At 66.1% G+C, this 617-nt stretch carries 1 protein-coding gene and 1 pseudogene; one reads left to right on the forward strand and one right to left on the reverse strand.

The features are described from left to right. A pseudogene (locus MKL01_RS14525) lies at positions 1 to 198 on the reverse strand (serine endopeptidase); the annotation flags it as partial. A 107-nt stretch (positions 199 to 305) separates the two neighbouring features. On the opposite strand from MKL01_RS14525, the gene MKL01_RS14530 reads away from it, so the two are divergent. Continuing rightward, a partial coding sequence (locus MKL01_RS14530) for an HU family DNA-binding protein (protein ID WP_243905920.1) occupies positions 306 to 617 on the forward strand: 312 nt, incomplete at its 3' end.

Below are 617 nucleotides of genomic sequence, written 5' to 3' on the forward strand. Positions count from 1 at the left end.
AACTTGCTTCAGCGCGGCGGCGGTCGCGTCCGCCTGCCCGCGGTCGAGGAACTCGTCGAGGTTGTAGCGATGCTCGACCTGCGGCAGGTCGCCGACCACGAGCGACCCCAGCCCGATCAGGAAGCCGGCGAAAGCGAGGGCGACGAGCCAGAGGACGAGGGTGAACGAACGCTCGGAAAGCCTAGCGGTTGATCTCAACGGGCGATCCTCAACTGAGCCGTGAGCGGATACCGAGGCATGCCCGAAACGCTTTACAGCAGTCGAGACCCAATTGCGGAAGCCTCTCCTCTACGGCATCGAGGGGCATGATCCGGTCCGAACTCGTCGCCCGCATCGCCGAGCAGAACCCGCACCTCACGGCTCAGGAGCGCGAGGCGGTCGTGCGCACGATCCTCCGAGTCATCACGAAGGCACTGGTCCAAGGCGACCGCGTGGAGCTGCGCGACTTCGGCACGTTCAGCATCCGCGACCGCGATCCCCGGGCCGCCCGTAACCCGCGCACCGGCAAGCAGGTGACGGTCCCGGCCAGGGTGCACGTCTACTTCAAACCGGGCAAGGGAATGCAGGCGCGGCTCAACCTTGAGAAGGTCGATCCTGAGGAGGTAGCGGAGCGGATC

It is taken from the genome of Methylobacterium sp. J-070, from assembly GCF_022829385.1.
GTDB lineage: Bacteria > Pseudomonadota > Alphaproteobacteria > Rhizobiales > Beijerinckiaceae > Methylobacterium.